Annotated in this window: 14 protein-coding genes; 2 read left to right on the plus strand and 12 right to left on the minus strand. The window is 63.2% G+C overall.

All coding sequences use genetic code 11. The features are described 5' to 3' along the window. Position 1: 1 nt before the first annotated feature. A complete protein-coding gene (locus DKW65_RS09090; RefSeq protein WP_111656946.1) occupies positions 2 to 385 on the minus strand; it encodes a DUF6394 family protein in 384 nt (127 codons plus the stop codon). A gap of 64 nt (positions 386 to 449) precedes the next feature. Continuing rightward, positions 450 to 689 (minus strand): DUF1244 domain-containing protein, encoded by a 240-nt coding sequence (locus tag DKW65_RS09095; RefSeq protein ID WP_111656947.1) that lies wholly within the window; start codon positions 687 to 689, stop codon positions 450 to 452. 134 nt (positions 690 to 823) lie between these two features. On the opposite strand from DKW65_RS09095, the gene DKW65_RS09100 reads away from it, so the two are divergent. Then, positions 824 to 1,273 carry a DCC1-like thiol-disulfide oxidoreductase family protein gene (locus tag DKW65_RS09100; RefSeq protein ID WP_245932448.1) on the plus strand — a complete coding sequence of 150 codons (450 nt, stop codon included), beginning with the start codon at positions 824 to 826 and terminating at the stop codon, positions 1,271 to 1,273. A gap of 14 nt (positions 1,274 to 1,287) precedes the next feature. Here the strand turns inward: DKW65_RS09100 and DKW65_RS09105 are convergent, their stop codons facing one another. The 9 genes from DKW65_RS09105 to DKW65_RS09145 all read right to left on the minus strand — a co-directional run bounded on the left by DKW65_RS09105 (position 1,288) and on the right by DKW65_RS09145 (position 15,330). Beyond that, the gene (locus DKW65_RS09105) at positions 1,288 to 8,682 is read right to left on the minus strand and encodes a choice-of-anchor Q domain-containing protein (protein ID WP_162925785.1); all 7,395 of its coding nucleotides are present in this window, start codon (positions 8,680 to 8,682) and stop codon (positions 1,288 to 1,290) included. A gap of 162 nt (positions 8,683 to 8,844) precedes the next feature. Further along, complete coding sequence (locus DKW65_RS09110) at positions 8,845 to 9,372, minus strand: phage tail protein (protein ID WP_111656949.1); 528 nt, start codon at positions 9,370 to 9,372, stop codon at positions 8,845 to 8,847. Positions 9,373 to 9,387: 15 nt separating this feature from the next. Next, positions 9,388 to 9,888, minus strand: a complete 501-nt coding sequence (locus DKW65_RS09115) for a phage tail protein (protein ID WP_111656950.1) — start codon at positions 9,886 to 9,888, stop codon at positions 9,388 to 9,390. Positions 9,889 to 9,913: 25 nt separating this feature from the next. Continuing rightward, entirely contained in the window at positions 9,914 to 10,429 is a 516-nt protein-coding gene (locus DKW65_RS09120) for a phage tail protein (protein ID WP_111656951.1), read from the minus strand. Between the two features lie 12 nt (positions 10,430 to 10,441). Next, positions 10,442 to 10,864 carry a DUF6916 family protein gene (locus DKW65_RS09125; RefSeq protein ID WP_111656952.1) on the minus strand — a complete coding sequence of 141 codons (423 nt, stop codon included), beginning with the start codon at positions 10,862 to 10,864 and terminating at the stop codon, positions 10,442 to 10,444. Positions 10,865 to 10,883: 19 nt separating this feature from the next. Next, the gene (locus DKW65_RS09130; RefSeq protein ID WP_111656953.1) at positions 10,884 to 11,174 is read right to left on the minus strand and encodes a DUF6916 family protein; all 291 of its coding nucleotides are present in this window, start codon (positions 11,172 to 11,174) and stop codon (positions 10,884 to 10,886) included. Further along, positions 11,171 to 11,698 (minus strand): GNAT family N-acetyltransferase, encoded by a 528-nt coding sequence (locus DKW65_RS09135; RefSeq protein ID WP_111656954.1) that lies wholly within the window; start codon positions 11,696 to 11,698, stop codon positions 11,171 to 11,173. Before DKW65_RS09135 ends, DKW65_RS09130 begins: the two co-directional genes overlap by 4 nt. Before the next feature lie 231 nt (positions 11,699 to 11,929). Then, positions 11,930 to 14,092 carry a 3-hydroxyacyl-CoA dehydrogenase NAD-binding domain-containing protein gene (locus tag DKW65_RS09140; protein ID WP_111656955.1) on the minus strand — a complete coding sequence of 721 codons (2,163 nt, stop codon included), beginning with the start codon at positions 14,090 to 14,092 and terminating at the stop codon, positions 11,930 to 11,932. 26 nt (positions 14,093 to 14,118) lie between these two features. After that, positions 14,119 to 15,330 carry an acetyl-CoA C-acetyltransferase gene (locus DKW65_RS09145; protein ID WP_111656956.1) on the minus strand — a complete coding sequence of 404 codons (1,212 nt, stop codon included), beginning with the start codon at positions 15,328 to 15,330 and terminating at the stop codon, positions 14,119 to 14,121. A 268-nt stretch (positions 15,331 to 15,598) separates the two neighbouring features. Between DKW65_RS09145 and DKW65_RS09150 the strand changes: the two genes are divergently transcribed. Next, positions 15,599 to 16,357 carry a glutathione S-transferase N-terminal domain-containing protein gene (locus DKW65_RS09150; RefSeq protein ID WP_111656957.1) on the plus strand — a complete coding sequence of 253 codons (759 nt, stop codon included), beginning with the start codon at positions 15,599 to 15,601 and terminating at the stop codon, positions 16,355 to 16,357. Between the two features lie 9 nt (positions 16,358 to 16,366). Here DKW65_RS09150 and DKW65_RS09155 read toward each other — a convergent pair whose 3' ends face one another. After that, entirely contained in the window at positions 16,367 to 17,782 is a 1,416-nt protein-coding gene (locus DKW65_RS09155) for an MFS transporter (protein ID WP_111656958.1), read from the minus strand. Positions 17,783 to 17,821: the final 39 nt, after the last annotated feature.

Here is a 17,821-nt window from a genome sequence, read left to right on the forward strand (position 1 = left end):
CTTACCGATGCAAGGTGACCGTTTCCACGGTCAGCAGGATGGTGGACACGGCGTTGGCCAGCAGGGCGCCGCCGGACAGGGAAACGATGCTGGCCATCACGGCGGGCGTCAGCCCGATATCCAGCACATGCACCGCCACGGCCCAGACAATGGCAGCGCTGATCAATTGCAGATCCGCCACCAGACTTGATGCCAGCAACACCGCACCGATCTGGGTGCGCTCACCGAATTTCAGCACCGTGGCAATCAGGCTGACGATGATCGCAGCAAACAGTTCATAGACATTGTGGTGTTCGGGGTTATCGATCTCGCCCAGAAAGAAGCCGAAGTTCAGCGTCAGGGCGAGCAGAATGAAGAAACCGAAGACAACTTTTTCGAGATTCATGGGGCAGTCCTTGTGCGGGCCTGCCCCCGAGACTAGGACATGGCATGAACCGCTGTCCAGCCGCTCATTTCTGGTACTTCGCTTTCCACTCGCTGTAGGGCATACCGTAAACGTGCTCCCGGGCCGCGTCATAGTCGATCTCGACGCCACGCTCCGCCGCTTCGGCGGCGTACCACTTGGCCAGGCAGTTGCGGCAGAAACCGGCCAGGTTCATCAGGTCGATATTCTGCACCTCCTTGTGGGCATCCAGATGGGCCAGCAGGCGACGGAATACGGCGGCTTCGATATCGCGGGTGTCGGTCATGGGCATTCTCCTGTGATCCGGCGGCGCATGTAAAATATGGCCACCAAAGGGTCGGCAGTGTGCGCCGGGGCATGGCACCCCGAGGCAGTCATGTTACGCTGATCCTCCTTGTGAAGCAGCCCGGAACACCGTTCATGTCCTCTCTGAACTCACCACAGACTGACGCCCCGGACAGCGCTCCCGTGCGCCGCATATGGCTGGTCTATGACACCGAATGCCCGGCCTGCGACTACTACTGCAACCTGGTGCGTATCCGTGAATCCGTGGGTGAACTGATGCTGGTGGACGCCCGCGAAAACGGCCCGCTGATGCAGGAAATCACGGCGCGCGGGCTGGATATCGATCAGGGCATGGTGCTGATGGTGGATGAGCAGATGTACTACGGCGCCGATGCCATTCATGCGTTGTCGCTGCTGGGCAGCGACAACGGCCTGTTCAATCGGCTCAACTATCTGGTGTTCCGCTCACCGAAACTGGCCCGGGTGCTGTACCCGGTCTTGCGCAGCTGCCGCAACCTGCTGCTGAAGCTGCTGCGCAAGACCCGGATCAACAACCTGGATCAGCCCGGTAACGACCGTTTCTGATGGCGCCCTGCCCCTCAGGGCTTGAGCACCACCTCAACGCGGCGATTCAGGGCGCGCCCTTCACGGGTGGCGTTATCGGCCAGGGGTGAGGCACTGCCCTGCCCGTCGGCCTCCAGCCGCCCGGCGTCTACGCCCTGCGCTTCCAGCAAGGCCACCACACGCTGCGCACGGCGCAACGACAGCGCCCGGTTGTAGGCCTCCGGACCGCTGCTGTCGGTGTAACCGCGCACCACGACCGACGTCCCGGGATGGCGTTGCAGATAGTCCACGACCTGGTCCAGCTCGGCTTGCACCGGTTCATCGGTACCGAAACCGAAGGTGACGACCCCGACCGTGAACGGTTCCGTCGGCGCCCTCGCCGGTTCGGGTTGCGCAGCGGGTTCAGGTGTCATCTCACGCTCAGGTGCGGCCGCAGGTTCTGTCCTGACGGGCGGCTCGGGCGCAGGCGCGGGCGCGGGCGCAACCTCCGCCGCCACACGCGGACTGCGCCCGAAACGATACAGCAGGCCGATCGCCAGCAGATCGGTGTCATCGTCTTCCACCGTGTAACGGTCCCAGGACGCCCGCACCAGCCAGTGCTGGCCCAGCGCCCAGTGAACGCCCGCCCCGAACGTGGCGTCGGTCCCGGAAAAGGTCTGGCTGTCACCCGCCAGGCCGTACTCGGTTTCCCAGCGCAGGGCCCCGCCCCGCAGGTACGCCGCCAGGCGCTCGGTAAACGGATAGCGCAGCAACACCGCCGCTTCGGCGCCGTTGCCCGAAGCGGCCGGGATACCGCGCAACTGTTCGATGGTCACCGGGCCGGTACCGGCCAGGCCGGTGGCGATTTCCCCCAGATCGACATACCCGGCTTCCACGGCCAGGTAGCGCCAGCCGTAGCCGCCCAGGAGCTTCCAGCCCAGACGATCCTCGTCATCGACGGTGGCCGTACCGGGCAGACCTTCACTGGCCAGACGGGCCTCCACGTCACTGGCGTCGATATCCGTCATGGCCCAACCCAGAGCACCACCCAGATACCAGCCATCACCGGCGTGAGCAGGCCCTGCCAGTGACGCCAGCAGCAGACCGGAGAGCAGCAGGGCCCGCCGCTTCACGCGCAGCAGCATCAGCGCCAGCAGCGGCAGCAGCGACCAGGCCGCACCACCTTTGCTGGTGAAGCGCGCATCACGGAAGGTGTAGGTGGCTTCCGCCACCTCGGACACATTCAGGCCCACCTGATAGGCGATCACCTTGAGCGTGGTCTCGCTGTTCAGCAGCAGTTCGGTGTTGTTCGCCACCTCGGTGCCATGGGACAGCGTGGGGGTAGTGCCGTCTGTGGTGTAACGCAGCATGGCGCCCACCGTCGTGCTTTCCATGCGCACCGTGACCCAGCCTTCGTACTCACCGGCAGGCGGGTTGAAACGTGGCGTTTCGGCGGTCACGGCGGCGACCATGGTGAGGTCGCAAGAGGTGGTGCAGTCCGCGCTCGGCACTGTCACGCTCTGGTAGCCCGCCGCCATCACCTCGACCCGATGATCTGACTCAATCGGGGGCGCGATCAGCGTGAAGTCACCGTAGGTATCCGTCAGGGTTTCATAGCGCCCGTCGCTGTCCTCAATCGGCGTGGTATCCGACAACAGGGTCACGATGCCGCCGACAACGGGTTCGCCCAGTGGTCCGCTCACGCTGCCGTGATAAAGCTGCGCTGCCAGCGCCGCCAGCGTCGCCTGCCCGGTCGGCAGGCCTGGACCTTCTGCACTCAGTGACACTGTGGGCAGCGAGCCCGCCAGATCATCCGGCAAGGTCACCGTGAACACGGCCGGATGACCCGCCTCGGTATCGTCGGTCGCTTCACCGCTGCCGCTGACCAGAATACCCGCAGCGTCCGCCGTGGCATCCACCGTCAACTGCGTGGTGACACCCGGTGCCGCACCCGACACCAGCACCTCGGTGTGGTTACGTGCGGTATCCAGGCTCAGCAGCACCGGACGCGCCACGCTCACACGCAACGGTACGTCGACCAGCAACGAATCGGACCAGTCGGTATGGGGGTCGACGACCGCTACGGTATAGGTCCCGGCAAACGCGCCAGTCTCCGGCGCGGTGAAGCGGTACGTGCACGGTGACGCGGTGCAGGTCACCGAGGTGCTGAACGACTGCGGCCCGTTGACGACGATGTCATAGGTGCTGCCCTCGCCCCCGGCGAGCAGCAGGTCACGACCACTGCCCGGCTGCAAGGGGCCGCCCTGCGGATCACTGACGCTGACTGCATCGAAGATCTCAACCGTCACCGTCTGCCAGTCACTGGCCGCATGGGTCGCGTTACCGGCAAAACGGGCACGGAACTGCTGCGCACCCGGCGCACTGGTCGGTACCGTCAGGCTGGCCGTATCGTCCACCAGCGCAGCCGGCGACAGCGCCACCCACTCCTCGTCTTCCAGCCGCTGGAACACGATATCGCCGCTCGGCAGCGCACCATTGGCACTGAGCACGGCGGTCAGCACGATGTCATCGCCGCTTTCCAGCATGGCCGCATTGCTGCTGAGCAGCAGCGAGGTGGTGATGATCAGGTTGTCCAGATCATAGTGCAGCGGCGCAGCGGCACCGGCGGTATCCGCCGTCACCTGGTAACTGCCCACCACGCCGTTTGCCGTCACCGGCAGCGCTACGGCGCCCTCGGCAGCAATTGACACGACGCTGACCGGATCGGCCAGCGACGCGCCCGTGGCGGGGGCGGTGAACGTCACCTGCCCGCCCACGACGGGCTCGTCGAAGTCGCTGGTCACGGTTGCGCTCAGCGGTACCGGGAAGTTGCTATTGATCGGGGTTTCCTGCTCATCCCCGCCCGCCTCGGCCAGCACGAAGCCGCGCGACTGGAAGGCACCGGCATCACAGCGACCACCGTCGAGGTCGCGCACAATGCCACGGATGTCCGTGTCAGCACAGGTGGCGATATCAGCCGCGCCCAGTGCAGCACTGCCGGGCAGCAGCGCCACATAGGGCAAGGCACCCGCACTGCTGACGGGGAACAGCAACGGATCGCCATCGCGGATCGCTTCGCCGCCGGAGCCACCCTCTGTCACGTTATGACGCAATGTCAGCACATCCCCGGCGGTACCCCAGAGACGGTAATTGCTGCCAGCGTTGTTCCAGAGCACGCTGTTCTCCACCAGAATGGTGGTATTGGCATCGAACCGCTCCAGATAAATCGCACCCTGGGCGTCATTTTCAACGACCGTCATGTGCCGCAATGTCAGTTGCCAGTTGCTCCAGTTCTCGGTAAATGCAAAGGCACCGAGCCCACCGCTCTGATGGCGGATCACCACGTTTTCCAGGGTGGCGACGATGGTGTCACCGCCGATCGCCTCACCGCGCAGGTAGATGGCCCCGCTACCGCTCTGCCCGTTCTCGATGACCACATTGCGGACCAGAACCTCACCGCCCGCGATCTGGGGAGAGATCCGTACAGGACCATGATGCCCGGTAAAGATCACATCCTCGATCGTGGTACTGGTGCCACGGAACTCCAGAGGGCCTTCGCTGCCATGCAGGCTGGCACGGCCATCACTGACCCGCAGGTTACGCAGGGTGAAGGACACGGTCCCGGGGGCCACGTACAGGACCGGCGAGGTGCTTTCCCCGGTCAGTTCGATATCCGCCCCGGCCCCGTCTATCGTCAGGCTCTGATCGATATTGAAGGGACCGGCGGCGGCCGCCGAAATGGCGTTTTCACCACGACAGCTCAGCGCAGGCTCGAATTCGATGCGGTTACCACTGACGGCGTAATCCAGCAGGCGATCAAGACTGCCCCGCTCGCCGCTGTCACACCGGGTCACCCGCCATACCGCGTCCGCCGTGGCGGTCACGGTAAAGCTGCGCTGCAATTGCACGGCCTGGTAGTTGGCGTCGCCATCCGCTGTGGCCCGTACCGTGATCTCACCCGCGCCGAACACCTCCAGTTCATCATCCTGGAGACTGGCCGGACCACTGAGCACCTCAAAGCTGACCTCCGCGCCGGACGAGGCGCTGGCAGTCAGAGTGATCGTGAACGCCTCGCCACTGATGCTCGTGTCACTGATAGCATCGAAATCCAGCGTCTGGGCGGCTTGCTGCACCTGCAGCGTACGCACCACGTCCACGGCGGCCGCATAGTCGTCATTGCCTGCCTGGCTCGCCGTGATATCCACCTCGCCTGCGCCAACGATGGTGACGGTGTTGCCGGATACGGTCGCGACGCTGTCATCCGACGACGCAAAGCTCACCGGCAAGTTGGAATCCGCTGTCGCCGTCAGCGTAAAGGGCGCATCACCAAACGTCACCGGCGCCAGCGCAGCAAAGGTAATGACCTGCTCGGCACGGTTCACTTCCAGTGTGCGGACCACTGCGGTGGCTGCGTTGTAGTTGTCGTCACCGGCCTGACTGGCGGTGATGTCGGTGTCGCCCGCCGCAACAATCGTCACGGTGTTACCGGAGACGGTAGCCACCGACGGGTCTGAACTGACATAGCTGATCGGCAGGCCGGAATCCGACACGGCATCCAGCGTAAAATCTGCATCGCCGACGGTACGCGCTGCCAGGGCATTGAAGGTAATGACCTGATCCGCCTTGCTGATCACCAGCGTGCCGGTTTCCCCGCCTTCGTAATTGTCGTCATTGATCACGACCGCTACGTCATAGGTGCCGGCATCCGTGGGCGGCTCGGTGCTGCCTTCATAGGTCACGGTGACACTGACACCCACCGGATCGGTGGTCACGGTGACGGCACGCGGTGTGCCGTCATAGACCTGCTCGGTGTTGCTGATCGACGCGTTGGCCTGCGCGCGCTGCACGATGAAGGTGTGTTCAACGGGCGTCGCGGCCAGATAGTTGGTGTTACCTGCCTGCGTCGCGGTGAGCGTGCTGCTGCCCGCACCCACGATCGTCAGGGTGGTGCCACTGAGGGTGGCTACCGTGGGGTCACTGCTGGTCAACGTGACCGGCAAGCCCGAGCTGGCCGACGCGCTCAACGTGACCGGGCTATCCCCGAACGTCGCACCGCCCGGTGAGGCGAAGGTAATCGTCTGCGAGGCCTGGGCAATAGCATGGGAATGCGAGCCTGATTGAGACCCTCGATGAGCGGTGTCACCGGAATAAATCCCGCGGAACGACTGGAAGCCCGCATCGTAGGCCTCGCCATCAACGGTAAAGACCGCCACATTAGCAGCCAGCGGCGCTGTGCCGATATCGACCCAGTCGCTGCCGTTATACCGCTGGAACACCACATTGCCCGTCACATCCGTATCGTCAGGCTGAACCGTGGCGACGAGTTCGAAGTCCTGACCATAGGTGCTGCCGCCGCTGCTCAGCGAGGTGCTGGTGGCGTACAGGATCGTGGTCGGGTCCGTCGTGCTGTCCCCGTCGGCATCACCGCCACCGCTGACCGCCGCGGCGTTCACCAGTTCGGCTTCAGCGTCAGTGGCCACAGAGACGGTCAGTGTCACGGCCGGATAGCTCTCGCCACTGGGCAGCACGTCACTGCGCTGGCATGCCAGCGGTGACAGGGTACAGCCCCAGCCGGTGCCTGCCATGCTGACCGCCGTCATGCCGTCCGGCAGGGTATCGGTCAAGGTGACGGCGGAGCCGTTCGTGGGACCCTGACCGGTGTTGCTCACCACCAGGGTGTAGGCGGCATCCGTCTGCCCCTGATAGAAGTTGCCTTCATGGGATTTGCTGAGACTCAGCGCAGGTGGCGCCACGATCGTCAACGTAAAGGTTTCATCGCGCTCGCGCTGGTTGCCGCTGATTTGGCCCGAGACGGAAAGCGTGATGTCCGTGACCCCTTGCGACGACGGCGACAAGGTCACCACCAACTGGCGTTCATGCCCGGTACCGGTTAACGACAAGGCGCTGTCCGGCAGCACACTCTGGTTCGAAGAGGTGGCACTCACGGTCACGCCCAGGCTGGCGTCGCCAACCAGGAACGGGATGCTTTCCGTACGCGTGCCACTGAGCGGGGCCATGGCCGTCTGATCGGCGATGAGGCCCAGCGTCGGATGGGCCTCGTAGGCGCCGATGTCGGTCTGGTTTGTCGGGGTCGATGAGGCGGCGGCCACCGCACGCGGCCAGCCGCGCTGGTCGATAGCGGTCACGCCGGGCAGTGTGGTGTTACCCGCATCCAGTGCCGGGCTGCCGTTACGCAAGGCGTGGGTTTCCGTGGCGCCGTGATAATTCGCCAGCGGGAACAGTCCGGGGTCCGCCACACCGATCTGGTTGGCATTGGCGCCATGCGACAGGCCACCGGCGCCGCCGGTGCCGATCAGGTTGTGCTGGCTGCTGCTGTGCAACACACCGAAGATGTCATCCGCCGTGTCACCGGCGCCGCGGAAGTTGGCGGCCACCAACGTGTTGTACAAGCGCGTCGGCGCGTCGGTGGTGACAACACGCAGCCCGCCGGCGCTGGCATTAGCGTTAACCAGCCCGGAGCGGTTGTCGGCGATGGTGACGTGCGTCAGCCGTGCCTCATTGGCGCTCTCGTGGGGCGCCAGTTCCAGCCCGCCCACCGTGCCTGATGCGGTGTTCCCCGAGATGGTGCTGTTGGTGATCCGCACATCGCCGTAATACTCAAGAATTGCCAGACCGCCTACGCTACTGGTCGCATCCCCTTCAGCACGGTTACGCGACACGGTGGTATTTTCCATCACCAGATTGCCCAGCCGAGTGATGGCCGCGCCGCCTTGCACTTCGGCGCTGTTATCGTCGATGGTCACGCCGCGCAGCACCACATTATTGGTGCCGATGATTTCCAGTGCCCCGGCAGCACCGCCGGTGCCCAGGGCGCGGTTATTGCGAAATTCGGTGCGTTCGATGGTGATCTGCTCACCAAAATAGGCGCCCAGCGCACCGCCGTGGCCCACGTTGGTATTGATGACGTTATCGGAAAAAACCGTGTTGTAGATGCTCAGGGTGCCGACATGCGGCACCAGCTCTCCTTCACTGCCATCCCAGTCGATGGCGCCACCGTACTCGCTGGTGGTGTTGTAACCATGGCGGAACCAGAGCGCTTCGAATACGGTATCGAAGCCGGTATCCCAATCCGGATTGACCAGCATGATCTGACCGTTGGCGGGATTGTTCGCCGTGGCACCGGCCTGAATGATGGTGGCGCGCGGATCACCTTCGCGGTTACCGCCACTGCCCACAAAGGTCATGCTGCGACGCACTTGCAGCACATCACCCAACGTATAGGTGCCCGCCGGAATATGCACGGTAATCACCGGGTGGGCCGCCTCGGGGATCGCGTTGGCCTCACTGATGGCAGCACGCAGTGTACAGGTGTTGGTGCCACCGGCCTGGCAATGGGTGCCCGCCGTCGTGTCCGCGGTACTGTTGACCACGAAGGTCAGTGCCGACGCCGTAGCGGGCATAACCACCATCAACATCAGCAGCAGACCCATCAGCCAGCTGCCGGACTGACGATACCCTCTGCTGCGGGATGGCTGCTTCAGCTCGCCTCCCTGCGCTACCGAATCAAACTCCATTTTTTGTGCCCCCAAAATGTTACGTGTTCAGCGTCGTGTGTGCGCCGTTCTTTCTTGCTTGTCTTTTTCCACCCGGCTTCAGCTACGCGGCGGGAAAATGCCCTGCAGAGCGATACAGAATCTCAGGCCCAGACAGGGCTGACGATTGTTATGCGGTATGCCGCTCCCCGTGGGGGCCAGCGCGGCGGGCGACATCTGCACATCGGCCTGGCCGCTGGCGGCATAATGGGTGACCTGCGCCCGGGCGGTTCCCGCCCAGCCGGCATCGGCCGGCGAACGGCTGGATGGCGTACCCGGCAACGCCCGAAACTGGTGCGCATGCGGGGGCAGGTTCGCTTCCGTCAGCGTCACCGTTTCCGCACCGCCCATCTCGCCCTGGTCATACGCACTCAATCCGGGGCCCTGCCCCCACATCAGTGGCGTGCGACCTTCCAGATTCGGCAGCGCGAAGGTGCTCTTGCCGTCACCGCCGTACATGGTGCCCAACAAGGCAAACAGCGCCGTGTTCTGGGAAAGGGGCATCAACTGCCCGTTACATTCTGCCCAGCTCCTTGGTGCAAAGTTGAATGAGAAAATACTGATTTCGGCCACATAGGGTTCAGACATTCTGAAGACTCCTTGTCAATTCCGGCTGGGGAAGAGGCCCTGAAGGGCCACGCAGAAACTCAGCACGGTATAGGGCTGCATATTGTTGTGCGGCTGCGACCCGCCCGCTTCGGTGACCAGATCACCACGCATCGCGGTTCCACTCACCGGCTCACCGTAGGCATTGGCAGCCGGGCGCGCCCAGATGTTACCCACCGGCGTGGTGCGATCGGCCGCTGTATTACTGGCCGACACCGGGTGTGTATGGGGCGGCATCTCAGCCTGGCTCAGCGTCACGGCGGCGCTACCGAGCGGTTGCCCCTGAACGATGCCACCGTCGACATGTAGCGGGGCACGACCGCGCAGGTCTGGCAACCCAAAGTTGACTTGCCCGTTGCCGCCATACATGGTGCCCATCAAGGCAAACAACGCCTGGTTCTGGTTGATCGGCAACAGCTGCCCATTGCACAAGGCCCAACCCTTGGGGGCAAAGTTGAACGAGAAGACCGAGATCTGGCCAAGATAGGGTTCGCTCATAAAGATGTCCTCCGACGTCGGCCGCTCAGGTCTGGGTGGGAAAAATGCCATACAGGGAAATGATGAAACTGACCGCCAGATACGGCATGCGATTTTCGTGCGGCTGGCCACCGCCGACGCCGTCGCTCAGGTTGGGCGCCATGGCTGAGGGGGAGCCCGCTGTCGCATAGGCATTGCTGGCTGTTGCGGCCCAGACTTGCCCGGCAGGATTGGTACTGCTCGCTTCCGCCGACGACGCCACCGGCACATGGGAATGTGCCGGAATCTGCTGCAGTGTCAGCGTTTCCATTTCCGTACCGCCCCACTGCCCCATAACGAACGTCTGCCCGCCGGCGCCGGTGCCCTGATGCAGCGGAAGCCGGCCACGCAGGTCCGGTACCGCGAAGGTCATCTGGCCGTCACCGCCATAGGTGGTACCGATCAGTGCGAACAGCGCGTCATTCTCGGAGATGGGCAGCAAGGCCCCATCGCAGAAGACCCATCCCGCAGGCGCAAAATTGCCGCCGAACATTCTTATTTCGCCCAGATAACGGTTCCCCATAATCTTCTCCCTTCAGTCTGTGAGGTGGCTGAAAAACGCCACGTAGCCTTCCCCGGCCACACTGTCGTCACTGCTGCGCTGCATGAACAGATCGAAGCGGCCACCCTGGGCGTGCTCGACACGGTAGAGCGCATCCTGAAGCGCGCTGCCCGGCGGCAACTCGAAGCGCAGCGCGAACTGTTCCAGTTGCGCATCGCGTGTGTTGTCTTCCACCCCGACAAGGCGCGCATCCACCGACCCGTAGCGCGGATGGGCGACATAAAAGATGTCACCTTCCAGCGCGCCGAAGTCATGCCGCCGCGAGAGACCCTGCGGCACGACCGGTGCGGGCGGGTGCCCACTGGCGCCCGAACGGTTGCCTTGACTGTCTGCGCCGCAGCCCGCCAGCACCCAGGGGGCAGCGGCCAGACCCGCGACAAAAGTACGTCGTTTCATAGTATTCCCCGGACAACGCTTAACCCTGGCAACTGCAAGCCGCCTCGTAACACATCTGTTCTGCATCCCTGCCCGTCGGTACAAGAAACAATGGCCCCTCACCCAGCACCGGATGACGGATCAGATAGGTGCCCTGCATTAACGGCGCGTCCAGCGGCCCGGAGAAATACAGGGAAAACTGACGAAAACCCTGGTCACTGCGGGCCTCGTTCACGCTGTCCAGTCGCAGGGTCACGGGGGCGCCCTCTGCCACCTCGAACGCGAAATCACTGCCTGTCAGGGGCTGGAGCTGCTCAGGGGTCAGGATCATCGGTTGCCCCCCGCCCGCAGGGCGCCCGTGAGGGTCGCCGGGTACCAGACCATGCGCGCATGGACGCCCGCCTGCTGTTCGATCTGAAAGCCAAGACGCTGGTAGAGGGCAGCCGCGGCCAGGTTGTCCTGCCGCACCGACAGCGTGACCGGCGCGGGCATGCGCGCCGCCACCTGCTGCATGGCACGGATCACGGCGCTGCCGTGGCCCTTGCCGCGCGCCTCGGCACGCAGGGACAGGTCAACCAGGTGTACGCTGCCCTCACTGAAGTCGAGAATCAGGCGACCGATCTCGGTATCCAGCTCTCCGATAATGAGGTGCATGGCGTCGGGATAGCGCTGCCCGTAAGCGTTGCTCTGGGCGGTGAATTGCATTTCGATAAGGGATTCAGACAGGTCGCGATCGCCGATCAGGCGCAAGTCATTGCGGGTCGAGCTGTACAGCCCGGCCAGAAAGCCAGCGTCTGACGAACGGACAGGCCGGAGATACAGCCCGCCAGGAAGATCCACTCCCGACCCCAACATACGCCCCCCTCAGGGCACCCATCGTTATTTATCTGTTATCTATCTGTTTTTTCTCTATTTTTTATATGCTTTGCTGCGTCCCGTTTTATGGGATCTGGTTCACTGCATAATGTAGCGAAATGTATCAGCGCCCGGACGTGAGTGTCCACAGACTTTCTCAGGGTATGGCGCCGGACATGAAAAAACCCCGCTTGTGGCGGGGTTCTCTCAACAAGCCGGATGAGCTTCAGGTTACTTGAAGATTTCACCCTTTTCGGCTTTCTCTACCAGCAGGGCCGGCGGGGTGAAGCGATCACCGTATTTGGCTTTCAGCTCCTCGGCGCGCTTCACGAAGCCACGCAGGCCGCCTTCGTACTGATTGATGAACTGGATGACACCACCGCTCCAGGCGGGGAAGCCGATGCCGAAGATGGAGCCAATGTTGGCATCCGCCACCGCTTCGATCACGCCTTCCTCGAAGCATTTCACGGCCTCGATGGCTTCCACGAACATCAGACGCTCTTTCATGTCCTCGAACGGGATTTCCTTGTCGCCGCCAAAGGCTTCCTTCAGGCCCGGCCACAGGGATTTCTTGCCCCCTTCCGGATAGTCGTAGAAGCCCTTGCCCTGCGCCTTGCCCGGGCGACCCAGCTCTTCGACCATCTTCTTCATGACCTTCTCGGCCGGGTGCTCCGGCATTTCCGGCTTGCCTTCACGCTTGGCATCATCACGGGCCGCCTTGCCGATACGCAGCGCGGTTTCCATGTTGATCTCGTCGATCAGGTTCAGCGTGCCCACCGGGTAACCGGCCTGCATGGCCGCCTGCTCGATGGACTGGGCGCTCAGGCCCTCGCCCAGCATGGCAATCCCTTCGTTGGCGAAGGTGCCGATCACGCGGGTGGTGAAGAAACCACGGGAATCGTTGACCACGATCGGCGTTTTCTTGATCTGCTGCACGTAATCGTAGGTTTTCGCCAGGGCTTCCGGGCTGGTTTCTTCACCGCAGATGATTTCCACCAGCGGCATCTTGTCCACCGGGCTGAAGAAGTGAATGCCGATAAAGTCCTTCTGCCGCTTCACGCCCTTCGCCAGGCCGGTGATCGGCAGGGACGAGGTGTTGGAGCCCAGCACGGCATCCGGCTTGACCACGTCTTCGATTTCCTGGAACACCTTGTGCTTCAGTTCGGTGCTCTCGAACACCGCTTCAATAACAAAGTCGACGCCGTCAAAGTCTTTCGCATCTGCCGTGGCGATGATGCGGGAGAGGACTTCTTCTTTCTTCTCCTTGGTCATCTTGCCTTTGGACACTTCCTTGTCGAGCAGCTTGCTGGAATAGGCTTTGCCCTTCTCCGCATTTTCGATGGAGATGTCTTTCAGTACCGCGACAGCACCGGAACGGGCGGTCACATAGGCGATACCGGCGCCCATCATGCCCGCGCCCAGAATACCGACTTTCTCGGCCTTGAACTTCGGCACGTCTTTCGGCCGGCTGGCACCGGCATTGATCGCCTGCAGGTTGAAGAAGAAGGCGGTGGTCATGTTCTTCGCCACCTGGCCGGTCACCAGGCTGATGAAGTAGCGCTCTTCGATCTTGAAGGCGTTATCCACGTCCACCTGGGTGCTTTCTACCGCAGCGGCCATGATCGCCTTCGGCGCCGGGTAGTTGGCGCCCTTGATCTGCTTGCGCAGGTTAGCCGGGAAGGCCGGCAGGTTCATGGCAAAGGCCGGAACGCTCGGCGTGCCGCCCGGAATCTTGTAACCCTTCACGTCGAACGGCTGCTGGGATTTCGGGTTGGCCTTGATCCACTCTTTCGCCTTGGCGATCATTTCTTCCGGGGTGTCCACCACCTCATCGATCAGACCGACCTGTTTGGCCTTGTCGGCTTTCATGCGCTGGCCTTGCATCAGCACATTCATCAGCGCGTTCTGCACACCCATCATGCGCACGGTGCGCACGATACCGCCCGCGCCGGGCAGCAGGCCCAGGCTGACTTCCGGCAGGCCGAACTGCGCCTTCGGGTTGTTCAGGGCGATACGGCGATGACACGCCAGGGCGATTTCCAGACCACCCCCCAGTGCCGTGCCGTTCAGGGCCGCCACCACCGGAATGCCCAGGGTCTCCAGGCGACGCAGGTCACCTTTCAGCACCCGGCCACCCTCGGCCATCTTGCCAGAATCTTCTTTCTTCACCTTGACCAGGTCCTTCAGGTCGCCACCGGCAAAGAAGGTGCTCTTGGCGGAGGTGATGATGACACCGGCGGTGTCCGCCTTCTCTTGTTCCAGACGGTTCACCATCTCGTGCATCGAGCGGGTGTACCGTTCATTCATGGTGTTCGCAGACTGCTGCGGATCGTCAAGGATCAGGGTGACGATGTTGTCCGCGTCTTTTTCCCAGCGAATGGTTGATTCAGTCATGTCTGTTCTCCGTGTCCGGTAGCCGCTCAGAGGCGCTCAACGATGGTGGCGATGCCCATGCCTGCACCGACGCACAGGGTGCAGAGGCCGAACTTCTTGTCGCGGCGTTCCAGCTCATCGAGCACGGTACCGACGATCATGGCACCGGTGGCGCCCAGCGGGTGCCCCATGGCGATAGCGCCACCGTTCACGTTGGTGATGTCGTGGCTGATGCCCATGTCCTTCATGTAGCGCATGGCCACCGAGGCAAAGGCTTCGTTGATTTCAAACAGGTCGATGTCCTCGACTTTCATGCCCGCCTTGGCCAGCACTTTCCACGAGGCTGGCGCCGGGCCGGTCAGCATGATGGTCGGGTCTGCACCGCTGACGGCGGTGGCGACGATACGGCCACGCGGCTTGGCACCGATCTTGTCGCCCATCGCCTTGCTGCCGATCAGCATCAGGGTGGCGCCGTCCACGATCCCGGAGGAGTTGCCCGGGGTGTGAACGTGGTCGATCTTGTCGACCCAGTGGTATTTCTGCAGGGCCACGGCATCGAAGCCGCCCATTTCGCCCATCATGGCGAAGGACGGGTTCAGGCCAGCCAGTGCGTCAGCGGTGGTGCCCGCACGCACATGCTCGTCACGATCCAGCACGGTCAGGCCGTTCATGTCTTTCACCGGCACCACGGAGCGGGCGAAATAGCCCTTTTCCCAGGCGGCGGCAGCACGGCTCTGGGACGCAGCGGCATACTCATCCACGTCACGGCGCGAGAACCCTTCGATGGTGGCGATCAGGTCGGCACCGATACCCTGGGGGATAAAGCCGGTCTCGTAGTTGGTTTCCGGGTCCATGGCCCACGGCGTACCGTCAGAGCCCATGGGCACGCGGCTCATGGACTCCACGCCACCGGCCAGCACCAGGTCTTCAAAACCGGAGGCCACTTTCTGGGCGCCCAGGTTCACGGCTTCCAGACCGGAAGCACAGAAACGGTTGATCTGCAGACCGGATACGGTTTCCGGGAGGCCCGCCTTGAGGGCGGCAATCTTGGGCAGTACACCACCCTGATCGCCCAGCGGCGACACGATGCCCATGACGATGTCATCAATCATCGCCGGGTCCATGTTCGGGAAGCGCGCCTTGATCTCGTCGATCAGGCCCACCACCAGGGAAATCGGCTTCACCGTATGCAGGGAGCCGTCCTTCTTGCCCCGGCCACGGGGCGTACGAATCGCGTCGTAAATATAGGCTTCGGTCATGGAGAGGGTCCTCTCGCCTTCTTGTCAGCGTGTGAATGGCTGTAGTCGCCGGCCCGGCGCGTCCGCAAAACAGGCATACGCCCGGCCGAAGGGGGCTCTAGACTGCCCCAGCCCCGGTATACAGACAATGACAGGAGTGCTCAAAGCGCTTGATCGAATATGTAAAATGTCAATTGGCCTGCCCGGCGGCCCCGGGGACATTGACCCGCCCCGGGTGCGGTCGTAGTGTTCGTGCCACCCCCGCAGCCCGGACCCTGAGGACACCCTGATGAATGCTGTGCTGGATTTGACAACTTCCCTGCTGGCCACGGTCAGCGAACAGGGACGCGGCGTGCAGAGCAGTGCCGCCGGGCAGCAGCCCGCCGAGCTGCTGGAGCTGTACGATATGGAAGGCTGCCCCTTCTGCCGGGTGGTGCGCGAGGCCCTGACCGATCTGGACCTGGACGCCATGATCTACCCCTGCCCCAAAGGCGGGGTCCGCTTCCGGCCGCTGGTGGAAAAACTGGGCGGGACGCAGCAGTTTCCGTTCCTGATGGACCCGAACACCGATGAAGCCCTGTACGAGTCGGCAGACATCGTTGAATACCTGTATGCCACCTACGGCAGCAAACCGGCCCCGGCGCGCTGGCTGACGCGCTCGGCCCGCACCCTGGGCTCCTTCGGGGCCTCGACACTGCGTATCGGCAAGGGGCTGCGTGCCCGTGACAGTCTGGATATCGGGGAACCACTGGAGCTTTACAGTTTCGAGGCCAGCCCGTTTGCCCGGCCAGTGCGTGAGCTGCTGACCGAACTGGAGTTGCCTTACATCCTGCGCCAGACCGGACGCACGCAGGGACTGGACTGGGTGCTGCCGCCGATACGTGAGCGCATCGCGCCTGATTACATCCCGACCCAGCGCAATCGGGTGGCGCTGCTGGAGCGCACCGGGCGCGTGGCCGTGCCTTATCTGATCGATCCGAACCAGGATGTCGAACTGTACGAGTCACGCCGTATCGTCAGCTACCTGCTGGACACCTACGCCGTCTGAACGACAGGCTCAATCGGGCCGCCCCGGCGGCGGCCTGTTTGCCCGGGGTGCATCGGGGTCTTCGTAATAGGAAGGCTCCGACGTATCCCGCACTTCATCCGGCTCCGCTGGCGTGTCCCCGGCATCCGCAACCAGCATCTCCAGCTTGTCTGCAATATCCCACTCCGCTGGCTCGCCTGGATGATGCTCCTCGAACTCCTCGTTACGCGGATCGATCTCTGTAAGCACCGGTGTGGACGAGGGGGTCACCGTCACGTACTCGCCCTGCTCTTCCACCGGCACCATATCGCTGGCCCGGAAGACATAGAAGACAGCGGCCCCGGCCACCAGCAGACACAGGCTGATGAAGATGAACAGGGCCGGTGCGCCGAGCACCCCCATCAGCACCCCCGCCAGAAGCGGCCCGACCATGGTGCCGACACCATAGGTCCGCAGCATGCTGGCGCAGGCCGCCACCAGTTGATCGTTGGGCAACTGGTCATTGGCCAGCGCCACACTGACCGGATAGGTACTGGCCGCCACCGCAAAGAAAATGCCGCTGAACAGGAACAGGGCGACCACCGAGAAGGCGCCCAGCACCGCCGTAATCGCCGCCGCCAGCGCACCGCAAAACAGCAGCCCGGTGAGCACCGGCAGACGACCGATGCGATCCCCCAGCCAGCCCGCTGGCCATTGCAGCAGCACCGCGCAGATCACGGAAAACCCCATGTACATCGACAGTTGACTGATATCCAGCCCGACACGCAGGGCATACACCGGCGCCAGCGAGAGGAAGGCGCCCAGCGCAATACCCGAAGCCAGCACGCCGGTCATGCCCGCCGGTGCCTGGCGGATCAGCTTGCGCACGCCGAGCGTCTCGGTGTGCGACGGCGAGGTGGGAATCAGGCTCTGCGTCAGCGCCAGTGGCACCAGTGACAGCACGATCAACATGGCCACCACGCTGAACACCACGTATTCCATGGGGTTGCCAAGGCCAACCAGCAGCTGGCCCGAGGCCGAGGCCAGATAGAAGTTGATGGTGTAGATGCCAAGCAGCTTGCCGCGCGATTCATTGGTGGCACGGTCATTGATCCAGCTCTCGGCCACCGTCATCAGGCCCGCCAGACAGATACCGACGACCACACGCATCAGCGCCCAGGACGCAGCCGAGACGATAAGGGGATGCATCAGGGTGGTGGCGCAGGCCACGGCGGCAAACACCGCAAAGGCGCGGATGTGGCCAACCTTGCGGATCACATCGACCGCATAGGTGGCACCGATGATGAAGCCCAGCGAGTAGGCGGCCATCACCACACCCAGGGCCGCATCGGCGACACCTTCCATGTCCAGGCGCAGGGCGATAAGGGTACCCAGCATGGCGCTGCCGCTGACCAGCAGCGCCAGACTGAGAAACAAGGCAATAACGGAGAGCACGACGGTCTTCATGGCGGCCAGTGTACCAGCCCTTTCGTCGCGTTGCGTGGC

This window comes from Isoalcanivorax indicus, from assembly GCF_003259185.1.
GTDB classification, from domain to species: domain Bacteria; phylum Pseudomonadota; class Gammaproteobacteria; order Pseudomonadales; family Alcanivoracaceae; genus Isoalcanivorax; species Isoalcanivorax indicus.